We start from the raw sequence: 15,757 nt of genomic DNA on the forward strand, positions 1-15,757 counted from the left end.
GATCCGGGTGCACAACAGCAAATGATTGCCAGACACACTATTGGGCCCTGAGACAACACTCGGCCAGTCCGTGTGGTGTCCCTCCATCTTGGTGGTGGGGTGTGGTGTTTGAGTATTGGATAGTGGTTGCGAGCATCTAAACGGATGCGTTGCCGGCAACGGTCGCGTGTTCGTTGAAATGTGTAATTTCTTCTTTGGTTTTTGTGTGTAAGTAAGTGTTTAAGGGCGCATGGTGGATGCCTTGGCATCGAGAGCCGATGAAGGACGTGGGAGGCTGCGATATGCCTCGGGGAGCTGTCAACCGAGCATTGATCCGAGGATTTCCGAATGGGGAAACCCAGCACGAGTGATGTCGTGTTACCCGCATCTGAATATATAGGGTGCGGGAGGTAACGCGGGGAAGTGAAACATCTCAGTACCCGTAGGAGAAGAAAACAATTGTGATTCCGTTAGTAGTGGCGAGCGAACGCGGAACAGGCTAAACCGCATGCATGGATAACCGGGTAGGGGTTGTGTGTGCGGGGTTGTGGGATTGATATGTCTCAGCTCTACCTGGCTGAGGGGTAGTCAGAAAGTGTCGTGGTTAGCGGAAGTGGCCTGGGACGGCCCGCCGTAGACGGTGAAAGCCCGGTACGCGAAAACCCGGCACCTACCTTGTATCAACACCCGAGTAGCAGCGGGCCCGTGGAATCTGCTGTGAATCTGCCGGGACCACCCGGTAAGCCTAAATACTTCTCGATGACCGATAGCGGATTAGTACCGTGAGGGAATGGTGAAAAGTACCCCGGGAGGGGAGTGAAATAGTACCTGAAACCGTGTGCCTACAAGCCGTCAGAGCCTCCTTGTGGGGTGATGGCGTGCCTTTTGAAGAATGAGCCTGCGAGTCAGGGACACGTCGCGAGGTTAACCCGTGCGGGGTAGCCGCAGCGAAAGCGAGTCTGAATAGGGCGCATCCCCTTTGGGGTGTAGTGGCGTGTTCTGGACCCGAAGCGGAGTGATCTACCCATGGCCAGGGTGAAGCGCGGGTAAGACCGCGTGGAGGCCCGAACCCACTTAGGTTGAAGACTGAGGGGATGAGCTGTGGGTAGGGGTGAAAGGCCAATCAAACTCCGTGATAGCTGGTTCTCCCCGAAATGCATTTAGGTGCAGCGTTACGTGTTTCACCACGGAGGTAGAGCTACTGGATGGCCGATGGGCCCTACTAGGTTACTGACGTCAGCCAAACTCCGAATGCCGTGGTGTATAGCGTGGCAGTGAGACGGCGGGGGATAAGCTCCGTGCGTCGAGAGGGAAACAGCCCAGATCGCCGGCTAAGGCCCCTAAGCGTGTGCTAAGTGGAAAAGGATGTGCAGTCGCAGAGACAACCAGGAGGTTGGCTTAGAAGCAGCCACCCTTGAAAGAGTGCGTAATAGCTCACTGGTCAAGTGATTGTGCGCCGATAATGTAGCGGGGCTCAAGCACACCGCCGAAGCCGCGGCAACCGTAAGGTTGGGTAGGGGAGCGTCCCCCATGCAGCGAAGCTACCGGGTAACCGTGTGGTGGAGTTTGGGGGAGTGAGAATGCAGGCATGAGTAGCGATAAGGCAAGTGAGAACCTTGCCCGCCGTAAGACCAAGGGTTCCTGGGCCAGGCCAGTCCGCCCAGGGTGAGTCGGGACCTAAGGCGAGGCCGACAGGCGTAGTCGATGGACAACGGGTTGATATTCCCGTACCCGTGTGTGGGCGTCCCTGACGAATCAGCGGTACTAACCACCCAAATGGTGGTCTATCAATCCCTTCGGGGTGCGAGGATCGCCGGCTGCGTGGGACCTTCGCTGGTAGTAGTCAAGCAATGGGGTGACGCAGGAAGGTAGCCGTACCAGTCAGTGGTAATACTGGGGCAAGCCCGTAGGGAGAGCGATAGGTAAATCCGTCGCTCATTAATCCTGAGAGGTGATGCATAGCCGATTGAGGCGAATTCGGTGATCCTCTGCTGCCAAGAAAAGCCTCTAGCGAGCACACACACGGCCCGTACCCCAAACCGACACAGGTGGTCAGGTAGAGCATACCAAGGCGTACGAGATAACTATGGTTAAGGAACTCGGCAAAATGCCCCCGTAACTTCGGGAGAAGGGGGGCCGAAATACTGTGAACACCCTTGCGGTGGGAGCGGGATTCGGCCGCAGAAACCAGTGGGTAGCGACTGTTTACTAAAAACACAGGTCCGTGCGAAGTCGCAAGACGATGTATACGGACTGACGCCTGCCCGGTGCTGGAAGGTTAAGAGGACCCGTTAACCGTAAGGTGAAGCGGAGAATTTAAGCCCCAGTAAACGGCGGTGGTAACTATAACCATCCTAAGGTAGCGAAATTCCTTGTCGGGTAAGTTCCGACCTGCACGAATGGCGTAACGACTTCCCAACTGTCTCAACCATAGACTCGGCGAAATTGCACTACGAGTAAAGATGCTCGTTACGCGCGGCAGGACGAAAAGACCCCGGGACCTTCACTACAACTTGGTATTGGTGTTCGGTACGGTTTGTGTAGGATAGGTGGGAGACTGTGAAACCTCAACGCCAGTTGGGGCGGAGTCGTTGTTGAAATACCACTCTGATCGTATTGGACACCTAACGTCGAAGCCTTATCGGGTTCACGGACAGTGCCTGGCGGGTAGTTTAACTGGGGCGGTTGCCTCCTAAAATGTAACGGAGGCGCCCAAAGGTTCCCTCAACCTGGACGGCAATCAGGTGTTGAGTGTAAGTGCACAAGGGAGCTTGACTGCGAGACTTACAAGTCAAGCAGGGACGAAAGTCGGGACTAGTGATCCGGCACCCCCGAGTGGAAGGGGTGTCGCTCAACGGATAAAAGGTACCCCGGGGATAACAGGCTGATCTTCCCCAAGAGTCCATATCGACGGGATGGTTTGGCACCTCGATGTCGGCTCGTCGCATCCTGGGGCTGGAGCAGGTCCCAAGGGTTGGGCTGTTCGCCCATTAAAGCGGCACGCGAGCTGGGTTTAGAACGTCGTGAGACAGTTCGGTCTCTATCCGCCGCGCGCGTCAGAAACTTGAGGAAACCTGTCCCTAGTACGAGAGGACCGGGACGGACGAACCTCTGGTATACCAGTTGTCCCACCAGGGGCACCGCTGGATAGCCACGTTCGGACAGGATAACCGCTGAAAGCATCTAAGCGGGAAACCTTCTCCAAGATCAGGTTTCTCACCCTTTTAGAGGGATAAGGCCCCCCGCAGACCACGGGATCGATAGGCCAGACCTGGAAGCTCAGCAATGAGTGCAGGGAACTGGCACTAACCGGCCGAAAACTTACCAACACACAATCGCAACCACTTTCCATTTCCAGCGGCAATAGCCGCGGAAACTTGGACACCACACCCCCCACCGAAACCAAATTTAAATAGAGTTACGGCGGCCACAGCGACAGGGAAACGCCCGGTCCCATTCCGAACCCGGAAGCTAAGCCTGTCAGCGCCGATGATACTGCCCATGCGGGTGGAAAAGTAGGACACCGCCGAACATACACAAAAACACCCCCGGCGACGGGGGTGTTTTTGCATTTACGGCGCCGGCGATTTCTAGTCGAACAATGTCAAAGTCGCATTCGCGGATGCGTGTTTTCTCTCCAACCCGAGCAACGTTTGCTTTCGCTCGAGGCCGCCGCCGTAACCGGTGAGGCTGCCGTTGGCGCCGATCACTCGATGGCAGGGAACGACAATCGCAATGGGGTTGTGGCCGTTGGCCAACCCCACCGCCCGTGCGGAGCCGGGAGCTCCGATCTGGTCCGCAATCTTTCCGTACGACCTCGTTTCGCCATATGGAATTGTTTGTAGCGCCGACCACACTCGCCGCTGGAAATCGGAGCCGCGGAGCTCGAATTCGAAATCGAAGTCGGTCAGCTCGCCGGCAAAGTAGGCGTCGAGTTGCTCGGTGGCCTCTTGGAATGCGGCCGGGTTCGGTGTCCAGCCGGTCCGGCTCGGTTCGTAGGTCTGGTCGACCATCCGAAGCACGGTCAAAACGGAGTCCTGTCCCGCCAACGTCAGCGGCCCGACCGGGCTTTCGATGGTGCGGTACTCGATCATGCTGTCTCCTTTTGGGGCTCCTGTGGTGGCCATTGGTTAACCGGATGCTCGAGGGTGGTCCAAAGGTACTGGGTGGCGTACGAGCGCCAGGGGCGCCAGCGGGTGCCATGCGTGACCAGCGCCCCTTCGTCCGTCGGCAAGCCCAGCTGTCTGGCGGCCGAGCGAAGGCCAAGGTCGGTGGCGGGGAAGGCATCTGGGTCACCGAGACCGCGCATGGCAATCACCTCTGCGGTCCAGGGGCCTACCCCGGGCAGATCCAGCAATTGCCTGCGGGAGGCTTCCCAGTCGCTCCCGCTGTCCAGGACGATACTGCCGTCGGCGAGGCCGGCGACCAATGCGCTCAGGGTCCGTTGGCGGGCTTTGGGGACCGCCAAGTGGACCGGGTCGATCTCGGCGAGCTGCTCCACCGACGGGAAAGTATGCGTCAACCCGCCGTCCGGGTCCGCGATCGGGTGCCCGTAGGCGGCGACCAGGCGGCCGGCGTGCGTGCTCGCCGCTTTGGTCGAGACCTGTTGGCCCAGAACCGCGCGCACGGCCAGCTCGGCCTCGTCGACAGTGCGGGGGATGCGTTGTCCGGGTGCCTTTACGATCGCGGGACGCAGGCCGGGGTCACCGGCGAGCGCCTCGTCCACCGCTTCGGGATCGGCGTCGAGATCGAGCAGCCGCCGGCAGCGGGCGATCGCCGTTGTGAGGTCGCGAAAGTCGTCGAGCGCGAGCACGCAGCGGACGTGATCGACGGCCGGTGTCAGCGTGACGACGGCGCTGCCGACCGGCAGGCGAAGGGTGCGTCGATAGGCGCCATCGCGAACTTCCTCACAACCGGGCACTGTGCTGGCGGCCAAGTGGCCGAAGACTCCCTCGTAGGCGAACGGGGTGCGAACCGGCAGGCGAAGGCACACCGTTCCCGCCGAAGCGGCGCCCGACCCGGGCCGGGCGGCTGCCAGCCGGCGCAGTTCCGTCGGCGTGTTCTCGAACACCAGGCGCACTGTGTCGTTGAACTGGCGGATGCTGGAAAACCCCGACGCGAAGGCGACGTCGCCGAACGGCAAAGCCGTGGTCTCGATCAGCAGGCGAGCGGTCTGCGCTCGCTGGGCGCGGGCCAGCGCGAGCGGGCCGGCGCCCACTTCGGCCTGCAACAGCCGCTCCAGCTGGCGGGTGGTATAGCCGAGGTGGGCTGCCAGACCGCCGACACCCTCGCGGTCCACCGTGCCGTCGGCGATGAGCCGCATCGTCCGCGCGACGACGTCGCCGCGTACGTTCCATTCCGGTGAACCCGGCGACGCGTCGGGGCGGCACCGTTTGCAGGCCCGGAACCCCGCGCGCTGAGCGGCCGCCGCGGTCGGGTAGAACCGCACGTTGCGGGCGAACGGCGGCCGCACCGGGCAGCTGGGGCGGCAATAGATGCGGGTGGTCAGGACCGCCGTGACGAACCAGCCGTCGAACCGGGCGTCCTTGGACTGGACGGCGCGGTAGCAACGTTCGAAGTCGTCATGCACGCTTCAAGACTTACACCCACCGACTGACAAAACTGGCGGAAAAACGACATTGTAGTGCGGGGCGCTGGCGGCCCGGGCGCGCCTCGGGTGGTCAGACGCTGAATAGCTGGGTGATCTTGGTGCAGAGCTGCCAGACCCCGTACGCGAACGGGACGGCCACCCACAGCCAGGGGAGTATGAGGACGAGACTGACGCGCCGGCCGGGAGTGTCCGCCGTCGGTGTGGTCATGGTTGCCTTTCGGGCTGTCGGGGGGACGTCGTCTCGGCTGCCGACGAGGTGTCGTCGGACCATGCTTCCCGGTAATGTTTCTCGGCTACCGGCCTGATCAGCTCGTTGCAAACCACGCCGAGAACCAACAGGGCGATCATCACCGCGAATGACACGACGTACAGCTCCGGGCCGTGTTTGCCGGCCGCCTTCTGCGAGTCCGCAATCGCGTTGACGGTGAGTGGGCCCAACACGCCCGCAACCGACCACGCGGTCAACAACCTGCCGTGGATGGCACCGACCTCGAAGACGCCGAACAGGTCACGCAGGTAAGCAGGAACCGTCGAGAACCCCGCGCCGTAGAACGACAGGATCAGCAGCGTGCACAGCAGGAACACAATTTTGTTGGAGTTGGTCGTCAGGAGCAGCGTCAGATACAGAAGGGCGCCGCCGCCCAGATAGAGCCGGTAGATCGCCTTGCGGCCCACCAGGTCCGACAACGATGACCAGCCGATGCGGCCGAGCATATTGGCCAGCGAAAGCAGCGCGACGTACCCGGCGGCCGCGGAAGCCAGCACGGCCGCACTGGGAGCGGCCGGAAAGAAGTCCTGGTAGATCGGTGACGCCTTCTCCAGAATGCCGATCCCGGCGGTCACGTTGAAACACAGCACCGCCCACAAGAGCCAGAACTGGGGCGTCTTGATCGCGTTCGCCGCCGCCACGCCGGCGACGCTGGCCGACGATACGGTCTTGTCCGGCTTGGGTTTCCAGCCGTTGGGCGCCCATCCGGGTGCGGGCACCCGGATCAGCACGCACCCCATCGACATGAACACCGCGTAGGTGCAGCCCATCACCAGGAAGGTCTTGGCGACACCCGCACTGCTGTTTCTTCCGAACGCGGCGAGAAGGCTGTTGGTCCACGGCGACGCGATCAGCGCTCCGCCGCCGAAGCCCATGATTGCCAGGCCGGTGGCCATGCCCGGGCGGTCGGGGAACCACTTGATCAACGTGGACACCGGAGAGATGTAGCCGATACCCAGCCCGACGCCACCAACCACGCCATAGCCCAACAAGACGATCCAGTACTGACGGACCGAAACTCCCAATCCCGCAATCAGCAGCCCGCCGCAGAAGCAGACGGTGGCAACGAACATCGCCCAGCGGGGCCCGTAGTGGTCGACGCGGGTGCCGAAAGCCGCAGCCGACACTCCCAGCATCACGATGCCGATGGTGAAGGGCATGGCGCTGGCCGTACCGGAGACATGTAGCGATTTCTCCAGCGGGATCTTGAAGACGCTCCACGCGTAAACCGAGCCGATGGCCAGATGGATCGACAGCGCGGCGGGGGGAACCAGCCAGCGGCTCCATCCCGGCCTTGCGACGATCCTCGCACGGTCCAGCAGTCCATTGGTTGTCACGATGCACCCTTCTCAGGTCGCCCGGCCGACGCCTTGGCCCGTCGCAACTATCGTTGCGGGTGGATCTGCGGGTCAATGCACGATCTTCTATCGCTCAATAGAGGAAATGTATTGACCCGGAAGGGTTTTGGCGCGCCGCCAAGATGCACTACATCGGCTCTTGTGGTATGCGCGGGCGAACGAGGCCTGTCCGGACGAGCACCGCAGACGCAGATCTACGACGTGAGTGGTGCGTGGGTGCCCGCGTAGGCCCTACGCGGGCACCGCCTTGCGCCATGGCGCTATGACGCCGGTGGGACAGGCGTCATAGCGCGTGAGGCCTACGGGCTGGGAGGGGTCCCGACGCAGACGCCACCGGCGCAGGCGCCCGCGCCGCCGGGGCCGGCAGACGCCCCCGCGCCCGGCACACCCGCGCTGGCCCCGCCGGGTCCGGCGCCGGCGCCGGACCCACCCGGTCCGGCGGTCGTGGCACCGCCGGGCCCGGTCTCGGGCCCCCCGCCACCCGGGGCGGCAGTAGTGGTCGCGGCCGGGGGGGTCGTGGTGACGCTGGTCGGCGTCGTGACCGTGGTGGTGACCGTCGACGTCGTCGGATTCTTGTTGTTGTTGCTCGAGCCGCAACCCGCTGTCAGCGAACTCAAGGCGATGGCCGCCGCGACGCCCGCGGCGAGGGAAACACGGCGGGCTGTTGTACTACCGGGCATGTCAACACCAATCTCTATGAGGGGCGATGTCCTTAATCCCGTTACCCACTCGGGCCGAAAATCAATCGCGTCACGCAGGCGAGTCGGCGGGCGAAGCCAACCGGGTGGGGCGCTCGTGTCCGCGAAGCGTCACGGTCTCACCCAAACTCCAACGGGCGCGTTCCTTCTCGCTCGCGCCCTCCAGCGCGCCGGCCGTCGCAAGCAGCCGGCCGGGGTGTGACTTGGCCAGCTCGCACAGGCGGGCCGCCTCGTTGACCGGCCCCCCGATCACGGTGTACTCGAAGCGTTCCCTGGCGCCGACGTTGCCGGCGACCACTTGCCCCGCCGCCACACCGATACCGGCCTGGCACTCGGGCATTTCGTTGTCGAGCCGCTCGGCGATGGCGCGCGCGGTGGCCAGCGCCTCGTCTTCCGGACGGTCCAGATGATTGGGGGCTCCGAAGATGGCCAGCGTCGCGTCGCCTTCGAACTTGTTGACCAGCCCGCAGTGTCGGTCCACTTCCTCGACGACGATGCCAAAAAATTGGTTGAGCACCGAAACGACTTCGGCCGGAGGCCGGCTGGTCACCAGTTGGGTAGACCTGACGATGTCGATGAATACGACTGCGACATGGCGTTCTTCGCCGCCCAGCTGCGGCCGCTCGCGTTCGGCGGCGAGGGCGACCTCGCGCCCGACGTGCCGTCCGAAGAGGTCGCGGACGCGTTCGCGCTCGCGCAGCCCGTCGACCATCGCGTTGAAACCGCGTTGGAGCTCACCGAGTTCGGTGCCGTCGAAAACGACGAGATCGCCCCGCAGATCACCGCGCTCTACGCGGCGCAATGCCGTACGGACCACGCGCACCGGAGTTGCGGTGAGCCAGGCCAGGATCCACATCAAGAGGCAACCGAAGATCACCGTGGCCATCGACACGATCAACACGCCGACCGCGAACTCGGTCTCGGTCAGGTTCCGCATCAGGGCCTGGAAGCCCGCGAGAAAGGCGATGCCGAGCACGGGCAGGCCGGACCCGAGGAACCAGACCACCATCGTCCGGCCCATGATCCCGGCCGAGAAACGTCGTGGCGGTGGCCCCGCCTCCAGTGCCTGCGCTGCGACGGGGCGCAGGGCGAACTCGGCGATCAGATAGCTGGCGGTGGCCACCAAGATGCCGCAGATGCCCACCGCGATGAGAAACCGCGGGATGAACAGCGTGTTGACCAGGCCGTAGAGCATTGTGTAGACCACCGCGCCGACACCCCACAGGATGAGGTCGAAGCGGGCGATCCGCCATGGGGCCAGGAAGGTGTTGCGCTCGTCTTCCGCGTTCGGCGAGCGCTCCTCGATCGCCCAGCGCAGCGAGAACACCGTCCGGCGGGTGATCCAATAGGTGCCCACCGCCAGGGCCAACACGATGTAGGCCGGTGAGACCCCGAACGTAATCCAGGCAGGCGCGTCGTGGAAGATGCTTGGCTGCGGGATGGCGACTATCACCAGCAGCAGCGCCACCACGATACCGATCAGGTTGGCGCCAAGGACCAGCACGGTCAGGATGAGCTGGATGCGGATGCGGCGCCGTCGCTGGCTCTCGGTGACTCGGCCCAGCAGCAGGGAGCCGTACGCCGGGGTCTCCGGTAGCCGGCCGCTCTGACGGGTGACCGTCTCGAGCACCCGGCCGATGCGTTTTGCCAAGCTCTGGTTGGCCGACATGGTGGCGTCAGCCTAATTTGTCGGCCACGCTCTAAGGTGAGTCGGGTGCGTCTAGTCATAGCCCAGTGCACTGTGGACTACGTCGGCCGGCTGACCGCGCATCTTCCGTCGGCGCGCAGGTTGCTGTTGTTCAAGGCGGACGGCTCGGTCAGCGTGCACGCCGACGACCGCGCCTACAAGCCGCTGAACTGGATGAGTCCGCCCTGCTGGCTCAGCGAGGAGGCCGGTGATCCGGCGCCCGTGTGGGTGGTACAGAACAAGGCCGGCGAACAGTTGCGCATCACGGTCGAGGTGGTCGAGCACGACTCCAGCCACGACCTCGGCGTTGACCCCGGTTTGGTCAAGGACGGCGTCGAAGCCCACCTGCAGGCGTTGCTCGCCGAGCACGTGCAACTGCTCGGCGAGGGTTACACGCTGGTTCGTCGCGAATACATGACCGCGATCGGGCCGGTCGACCTGCTCTGCCGTGACGAGCAGGGCGGTTCCGTCGCGGTGGAGATCAAGCGGCGGGGGGAGATCGACGGCGTCGAGCAGCTCACCCGCTACCTCGAGTTGCTCAATCGCGACAGCGTGCTGGCACCGGTGAAGGGGGTGTTCGCGGCCCAGCAGATCAAGCCGCAAGCGCGCACGCTCGCCACCGACCGGGGGATCCGTTGCATCACATTGGATTACGACAAGATGCGCGGAATGGACAGCGACGAATACCGGCTGTTTTGAGCCTCGCGGCTAGGCTGGCGGCATGGCCCGGCGTCGTACACCGCCACGTCGGCGGCGCCCGTCACCCTCGCCGCCGGCGCCGCTCCGGGTGGAGACCGGGCCGGACGGCCACGAGTACGAGGTGCGTCCCGTCGCGGCGGTCCGAGCGGTCAAGACCTACCGCTGTCCCGGTTGCGATCACGAAATACGCGCGGGCACAGCTCATCTGGTGGTCTGGCCGACTGATCCGACCCTCGGAGGGGCCGACGATCGACGCCATTGGCATGCCTCGTGCTGGACCCACCGCGCCACGCGCGGGCCTACCCGGAAGTGGTCCTGACCGCTGAGCCTCAGGTGGCCGGTTCGACCAACTCGATGAGAACGCCGCCGGCGTCCTTGGGGTGGATGAAGTTGATCCGCGAGTTTGCCGTACCGCGGCGGGGCGCATCGTAGAGGAGCCGGATGTCCTGAGAGCGCAGGTGCTCGATCACGCTGTCGAGGTCGCTCACCCGGACGGCCATCTGTTGGATGCCGGGCCCGCGCTTGTCGATGAACTTGGCGATGGTCGAGGAGTCGTCGATCGGTGCCATCAACTGGATCTGAGCGGTACCGGCCGGCGCGCCCGGCACGGACAGCATGGCCTCGCGGATTCCCTGCTCCTCGTTGACTTCCTCGTGCGCGACGATCATGCCGAGGTGGTCGTGATACCACGCGATGGCCGCGCCCAGGTCGGCGACTGCGATGCCGACGTGATCGATCGCCGTCACCAGTGCGGTGGCCAGGACCTGACGGGCGTCAACTTGATCGGTCGTCATCACATAAAGGTAACCTGGCGGCAAAGATTGCGCTTCTCCGGGAGGCCAAATCGGCCGTCCAGGGGAGCGTTAGTAGCCCTTAGGAGAAAGTAATGACGACTTCGGTGATCGTTGCTGGAGCGCGGACGCCGATCGGCAAGCTGATGGGTTCGTTGAAGGATTTCTCGGCCAGCGATCTGGGGGCCATTGCCATCGCAGGCGCGCTCGAGAAGGCCAACGTGCCCGCCTCCGCGGTCGAGTACGTGATCATGGGCCAGGTGCTGACGGCCGGGGCCGGCCAGATGCCGGCCCGCCAGGCGGCCGTGGCGGCCGGCATCGGCTGGGACGTTCCGGCGCTGACCATCAACAAGATGTGCCTGTCCGGCATCGACGCGATCGCGCTCGCCGACCAGCTGATCCGCGCCGGGGAGTTCGACGTGGTGGTGGCCGGCGGGCAGGAGTCCATGACCAAGGCGCCGCATTTGCTGATGGACAGCCGGGCGGGCTACAAGTACGGCGACGTCACGGTCCTGGACCACATGGCCTACGACGGCCTGCACGACGTCTTCACCGACCAGCCGATGGGCGCGCTCACCGAGCAACGCAATGACGTGGACAAGTTCACTCGCGAGGAGCAGGACGAGTTCGCTGCGCGGTCGCATCAGAAGGCGGCCGCGGCGTGGAAGGACGGCGTCTTCGCCGACGAAGTGGTGCCGGTCAACATTCCGCAGCGCAAGGGTGATCCGCTGCAGTTCACCGAGGACGAGGGGATCCGCGCCAACACCACCGTCGAGTCCCTGTCGGGCCTCAAGCCGGCATTCCGTCGCGACGGCACCATCACCGCCGGTTCGGCGTCTCAGATCTCCGACGGGGCGGCGGCCGTGGTGGTGATGAGCAAGGCCAAGGCGGAAGAGCTCGGGCTGACCTGGCTGGTAGAAATCGGTGCACACGGCGTCGTGGCCGGACCGGACTCGACCCTGCAGTCGCAGCCGGCCAACGCGATCAAGAAGGCGCTCGGCCGCGAGGGCATCTCCGCCGACCAGCTCGACGTGGTGGAGATCAACGAGGCGTTCGCGGCGGTCGCTTTGGCTTCGACCCGCGAACTCGGCCTCGATCCCGACATCGTCAACGTCAACGGCGGGGCGATCGCCGTCGGGCATCCGATCGGCATGTCGGGCGCGCGGATAACACTGCATGTGGCGCTGGAACTGGCCCGCCGGGGCTCCGGCTACGGCGTCGCCGCCCTGTGCGGCGCGGGTGGTCAGGGCGACGCCCTGATCCTGCGGGCAAACGCGAAGTAGCCGGTTTCGTCGGCGTGGGTCGACTCTCAACGAGGTTGCTGGGTCGGCCCACGCGGGAACTTTTGTGATCTTCGTCATACATCCTGATCGAGGCCCCTCGGGACTGATTTCCGGTCCGCCGAGGCGCCACCCGGCCGGGTGGATCGGTCGCCGACGCGCATGCCAAACTTGACGTCGTGACGCGTCCGCGACCCTCGATTGGCCCCGCGCTTGCCGGTGCGGTCGACTTGTCCGGCCTCAAGCAGCGGGCCCAGCAGCAGCCGGCCGGCGGCGCACCGGCGGCCGGTGACGGCGGCCCTGGGGTATCCGCAATCACCGAGGCCAATTTCGAGACCGAAGTCCTGCTCCGGTCCGAGGAAGTGCCCGTGGTGGTGCTGCTTTGGTCACCGCGCAGCGACGCCTGCGTCCAGCTCGTCGACATCTTGTCGGGGCTGGCCGCCGAGGACGGCGGCAAGTGGTCGCTGGCGACGGTCAACGTCGACGTGGCGCCCAGGGTGGCCCAGATATTCGGCGTCGACGCGGTGCCGACGGTCGTGGCTCTGGCCGCCGGGCAGCCGCTGTCCAGTTTTCAGGGCATGCAGCCGCCCGACCAGCTGCGAGGGTGGATCGACTCGCTTCTGTCGGCGACGGCCGGGAAGCTCAGGGGCCCAGGCAATTCCGAGGACGCCGACGAGGTTGATCCCGAGCTGGCCGCGGCGCGCGAACAACTCGAGGCCGGGAATTTCGAGGCGGCCAGAGGTTTGTATCAAGCGATATTGGGTGCCAACCCGGGCAGCGTCGAAGCAAAGGGCGCGATCCGGCAGATCGACTTTCTCATGCGTGCGACCGCACACCCGCCGGACGCCCTCGCCGCGGCCGACGCGGCACCGGGCGACATCGATGCGGCCTTCGCGGCAGCCGACGTCCAGATCCTCAACCAGGATGTCAGCGCGGCGTTCGATCGGCTGATCGCCTTGGTGCGCAGCACATCCGGGGACGAGCGCAGCCGCGTACGCACCAGGCTGATCGAGCTCTTCGAGCTCTTCGATCCGGCGGACCCCGAGGTCGTCGCCGGGCGGCGCAACCTCGCCAACGCCCTCTACTGAGCTTCCCGGTCGCCGAACGTCGGGTTGTCGGGGCCAAACGGGCCGCAATTCAACGCAAAGTCGGCGTTGGGCGTCGGCCTGTAACGGGTGGCCTGTAACGGGTTACGCGGGCTCGAGCCACAGGGCCGAGTTCGGCGGCAGCACCAGCACCGCCGAGGCCGGACGGCCATGCCACGGGTCCTCGGTGGCGTCCACCCCGCCCATGTTGCCGATCCCGGTGCCGTTGTAGTCGGTCGCGTCGGTGTTGAGCACCTCGCGCCAGCGGCCGGCGGACGGCAGACCCAGCCGATAGCCGCTGTGCTCGCTGCCTGCGAAGTTGAACACACAGGCCATCACCGAGCCGTCGCTGCCATACCGCAAGAAGCTCAACACGTTGTTGGCCGAGTCGTTGGCGTCGATCCAGGAGTAGCCGTCGGGAATGGTGTCCTGGCTCCACAGTGCCGGATGGCTGCGGTAGATGTCGTTGATGTCGTGCACCATCCGCAGGATGCCGTTCGAGAACCCCTGCTCGTCGAGTTGCCACCAATCCAGGCCGCGTTCCTCGGACCACTCGGCGCGCTGGCCGAATTCCTGCCCCATGAACAGCAACTGCTTGCCGGGATGCGCCCACTGGTAGGCGAGCAGGCTGCGCAGCCCGGCGGCCTTGACGTGGTTGTTGCCCGGCATCCGGCCCCACAGCGTGCCTTTGCCGTGCACCACCTCGTCGTGGCTGATCGGCAGCACATAGTTCTCGCTGAACGCGTACAGCATCGAGAACGTCATCTCGCCGTGGTGGTAGTTGCGGTATACCGGATCGCGGCTGATGTAGTCGAGCGTGTCGTGCATCCAGCCCATGTTCCACTTCATCGAAAAGCCCAGGCCACCAAGGTTTGTCGGGCGCGTGACACCTGGCCAGGACGTCGACTCCTCGGCGATGGTGACGATGCCCGGCGCCGACTTGTGCACCGTGGCGTTCATCTCCTGCAGGAACTGCACGGCCTCCAGGTTCTCGCGACCGCCGTAGATGTTCGGCGTCCAGCCGCCCTCGGGGCGCGAGTAGTCCAGGTACAGCATGGAAGCGACCGCGTCCACCCGTAGCCCATCGACGTGGAACTCCTCGAGCCAATACAACGCGTTGGCCACCAGGAAGTTACGCACCTCGTTTCGGCCGAAGTCGAAAACGTAAGTACCCCAGTCGAGTTGTTCGCCACGCTTGGGGTCGGAGTGCTCGTAGAGCGGCGTTCCGTCGAACCGCCCCAGCGCCCAGGCGTCCTTCGGGAAGTGCGCCGGCACCCAGTCCACGATGACGCCGATGCCGGCCTGGTGCAGGGCGTCCACCAGCAGGCGGAACTCGTCGGGTGTGCCGAATCGCGACGTCGGCGCGTAGTACGAGGTCACCTGGTAGCCCCACGACCCGGCGAACGGGTGCTCGGCGACCGGCAGCAGCTCCACGTGGGTGAACCCGCGCTCGAGAACGTACGCGGTGAGCTGGTGGGCCAGGTCGCGGTAGCTGAGGCCGGGGCGCCAGGAGCCCAGGTGTACCTCGTAGGTGCTCATCGGTTCGAACACGGGATTGCGTTGGGCGCGCTGTTGCATCCAGTCCGCGTCCCGCCAGGTGTACTCGCTACGCGTCACGCGGGACGCGGTGTGCGGCGGCACCTCGGTGGCGAAGGCCATCGGATCGGCGCGCTCGGTCACCACCCCGTCGGCGCCGTGCACGCGGAACTTGTACAGGCCCTCCGCGGGGAAGTCGGGCCAGAACAGCTCCCAGACACCCGAAGAACCCAACGACCGCATCGGGGCATCGCTGCCCGTCCAGCCGTTGAACTCGCCGATCAGGTTGACGCCCTTGGCGTTGGGCGCCCACACCGCGAACGAAACCCCGTTGACGACACCGTCTGCCGTGGTGAACGAGCGGGGATGCGCGCCGAGCACATCCCAGAGTCGTTCATGGCGCCCCTCGCCGAACAGGAAGAGGTCGACCTCGCCCAGGGTGGGCAGGAAGCGGTAGGCGTCGGCGACCGTGTACGGGTCGGATCCCTCGTACTTGACTTCCAGGCGGTAGTCGATCAGGTTGACGAATGGCAAAGCCACCGCGAACAGGCCAGACTCGACGTGCTCCAACGGGAACCGATCGTCTCCGACGAGCGCGGCGACCTCAACCGCGTGCGGGCGGAACGCCCGGATGACGGTGTGGTCGCTGTATTCGTGGGCGCCCAGGACCCCGTGCGGGTTGTGATGCGTGCCGGCCAGCAGGCGCGACAGGTCGGCGGGGTCGGGCGCCAGATGCGTCCTGGCGAGTTGATCGGCTTGGCTCAT

At 64.7% G+C, this 15,757-nt stretch carries 12 protein-coding genes and 2 rRNA genes; 6 read left to right on the top strand and 8 right to left on the bottom strand.

What is annotated here, in order from left to right; translation table 11 throughout:
* The first annotated feature begins 209 nt into the window (after window positions 1-209).
* Both C1737_RS00615 and rrf read left to right on the top strand, forming a co-directional pair.
* A 23S ribosomal RNA gene (locus C1737_RS00615) occupies window positions 210-3,308 on the top strand.
* 90 nt (window positions 3,309-3,398) lie between these two features.
* Window positions 3,399-3,511: ribosomal RNA gene (gene rrf, locus C1737_RS00620) — 5S ribosomal RNA — on the top strand.
* 58 nt (window positions 3,512-3,569) lie between these two features.
* On the opposite strand, the gene C1737_RS00625 is transcribed toward rrf, so the two are convergent.
* The 6 genes from C1737_RS00625 to C1737_RS00640 form a co-directional block, all read right to left on the bottom strand.
* The gene (locus tag C1737_RS00625; RefSeq protein WP_102416944.1) at window positions 3,570-4,073 is read right to left on the bottom strand and encodes a methylated-DNA--[protein]-cysteine S-methyltransferase; all 504 of its coding nucleotides are present in this window, start codon (window positions 4,071-4,073) and stop codon (window positions 3,570-3,572) included.
* Window positions 4,070-5,569: a DNA-3-methyladenine glycosylase 2 family protein gene (locus C1737_RS00630; RefSeq protein ID WP_067923003.1), complete on the bottom strand. Its 1,500-nt coding sequence runs from the start codon at window positions 5,567-5,569 to the stop codon at window positions 4,070-4,072. Before C1737_RS00630 ends, C1737_RS00625 begins: the two co-directional genes overlap by 4 nt.
* A gap of 91 nt (window positions 5,570-5,660) precedes the next feature.
* Window positions 5,661-5,798: a hypothetical protein gene (locus C1737_RS26805; RefSeq protein WP_197516436.1), complete on the bottom strand. Its 138-nt coding sequence runs from the start codon at window positions 5,796-5,798 to the stop codon at window positions 5,661-5,663.
* Window positions 5,795-7,195 (bottom strand): OFA family MFS transporter, encoded by a 1,401-nt coding sequence (locus tag C1737_RS00635; RefSeq protein WP_233214604.1) that lies wholly within the window; start codon window positions 7,193-7,195, stop codon window positions 5,795-5,797. The genes C1737_RS26805 and C1737_RS00635 overlap by 4 nt, the downstream gene beginning before the upstream one ends.
* 320 nt (window positions 7,196-7,515) lie before the next feature.
* The gene (locus tag C1737_RS26525; RefSeq protein ID WP_142393404.1) at window positions 7,516-7,896 is read right to left on the bottom strand and encodes a hypothetical protein; all 381 of its coding nucleotides are present in this window, start codon (window positions 7,894-7,896) and stop codon (window positions 7,516-7,518) included.
* A 70-nt stretch (window positions 7,897-7,966) separates the two neighbouring features.
* Complete coding sequence (locus C1737_RS00640) at window positions 7,967-9,583, bottom strand: adenylate/guanylate cyclase domain-containing protein (protein ID WP_068098282.1); 1,617 nt, start codon at window positions 9,581-9,583, stop codon at window positions 7,967-7,969.
* Between the two features lie 45 nt (window positions 9,584-9,628).
* On the opposite strand from C1737_RS00640, the gene nucS reads away from it, so the two are divergent.
* Window positions 9,629-10,300, top strand: a complete 672-nt coding sequence (gene nucS / locus C1737_RS00645) for an endonuclease NucS (RefSeq protein WP_067923010.1) — start codon at window positions 9,629-9,631, stop codon at window positions 10,298-10,300.
* 22 nt (window positions 10,301-10,322) lie between these two features.
* Complete coding sequence (locus tag C1737_RS00650; RefSeq protein WP_082973080.1) at window positions 10,323-10,619, top strand: hypothetical protein; 297 nt, start codon at window positions 10,323-10,325, stop codon at window positions 10,617-10,619.
* A 10-nt stretch (window positions 10,620-10,629) separates the two neighbouring features.
* Here C1737_RS00650 and mce read toward each other — a convergent pair whose 3' ends face one another.
* Window positions 10,630-11,097: a methylmalonyl-CoA epimerase gene (mce, locus tag C1737_RS00655; protein ID WP_199182762.1), complete on the bottom strand. Its 468-nt coding sequence runs from the start codon at window positions 11,095-11,097 to the stop codon at window positions 10,630-10,632.
* Between the two features lie 89 nt (window positions 11,098-11,186).
* On the opposite strand from mce, the gene C1737_RS00660 reads away from it, so the two are divergent.
* Both C1737_RS00660 and C1737_RS00665 read left to right on the top strand, forming a co-directional pair.
* Window positions 11,187-12,374 carry an acetyl-CoA C-acetyltransferase gene (locus C1737_RS00660; protein WP_067923014.1) on the top strand — a complete coding sequence of 396 codons (1,188 nt, stop codon included), beginning with the start codon at window positions 11,187-11,189 and terminating at the stop codon, window positions 12,372-12,374.
* Window positions 12,375-12,550: 176 nt separating this feature from the next.
* The gene (locus C1737_RS00665; RefSeq protein WP_102416947.1) at window positions 12,551-13,459 is read left to right on the top strand and encodes a tetratricopeptide repeat protein; all 909 of its coding nucleotides are present in this window, start codon (window positions 12,551-12,553) and stop codon (window positions 13,457-13,459) included.
* Window positions 13,460-13,561: 102 nt separating this feature from the next.
* Here the strand turns inward: C1737_RS00665 and glgB are convergent, their stop codons facing one another.
* On the bottom strand, window positions 13,562-15,757 hold the full coding sequence (glgB, locus tag C1737_RS00670) for a 1,4-alpha-glucan branching protein GlgB (RefSeq protein WP_068093366.1): 2,196 nt from the start codon (window positions 15,755-15,757) through the stop codon (window positions 13,562-13,564).

Origin of the sequence: Mycobacterium sp. 4858, from assembly GCF_900240975.1 — a bacterium.
Classification (GTDB): domain Bacteria; phylum Actinomycetota; class Actinomycetes; order Mycobacteriales; family Mycobacteriaceae; genus Mycobacterium.

Coding starts and splice junctions, on each gene's coding strand:
- C1737_RS00640 (WP_068098282.1), bottom strand. CDS start 9,583: ATGTCGGCCAACCAGAGCTTGGCAAAACGCATCGGCCGGGTGCTCGAG.
- C1737_RS00625 (WP_102416944.1), bottom strand. CDS start 4,073: ATGATCGAGTACCGCACCATCGAAAGCCCGGTCGGGCCGCTGACGTTG.
- C1737_RS00650 (WP_082973080.1), top strand. CDS start 10,323: ATGGCCCGGCGTCGTACACCGCCACGTCGGCGGCGCCCGTCACCCTCG.
- glgB (WP_068093366.1), bottom strand. CDS start 15,757: ATGAGCCAAGCCGATCAACTCGCCAGGACGCATCTGGCGCCCGACCCC.
- C1737_RS00660 (WP_067923014.1), top strand. CDS start 11,187: ATGACGACTTCGGTGATCGTTGCTGGAGCGCGGACGCCGATCGGCAAG.
- C1737_RS26805 (WP_197516436.1), bottom strand. CDS start 5,798: ATGACCACACCGACGGCGGACACTCCCGGCCGGCGCGTCAGTCTCGTC.
- C1737_RS26525 (WP_142393404.1), bottom strand. CDS start 7,896: ATGCCCGGTAGTACAACAGCCCGCCGTGTTTCCCTCGCCGCGGGCGTC.